This is a genomic window from Methylobacterium crusticola, assembly GCF_003574465.1.
Taxonomy (GTDB): domain Bacteria; phylum Pseudomonadota; class Alphaproteobacteria; order Rhizobiales; family Beijerinckiaceae; genus Methylobacterium; species Methylobacterium crusticola.
Map to the genome: position 1 here is coordinate 1 of NZ_QOWC01000528.1, position 439 is coordinate 439.

Sequence of the window (439 nt, forward strand, 5' to 3'; positions counted from 1 at the left end):
AGAAGTCGCGCTGCACGCGCATGCGGACCTGGAAAGTGTCCGTGAAGTTGGTGGTCGGCAGGACGACGCTGCCCGTCGCCGCCGAGCTGATCGCCTGGCCGGCGGCGTTGACGCCGACCGCCGCGAGCGCGGTCTTGTTGTTGTCGACGACCCGGCCGCTCTTGAGGTCGGTGCGCTGGTAGAGACCCTCGACGCCGATGTCGAGGTCCTTCACCGGCGACCAGATCAGGCTCGCGCCCGCAACGATCTGGCTCGTGTCGCGCAGCGCCGCGCTGAACACGTTGGCGCCGGGGCTGTTCACCGGGTTGCCCAGGCCGTTGAAGTTCAGCCCGCCCAGAAGTGCCCGGCTGGTCTTGCCGAACGACATCTCGCCGTAGCTGCCGATGATGGCCGAGCGCCACTCCGGCGTCCAGTAGTGCAGCAGCGAGCCCACCACCGT

The 439-nt window shown here is 68.6% G+C and carries 1 pseudogene; it reads right to left on the minus strand.

Annotated elements, in window-relative coordinates:
* Window positions 1–439 (minus strand): annotated as a pseudogene (locus tag DT057_RS35910) (porin); the annotation flags it as partial.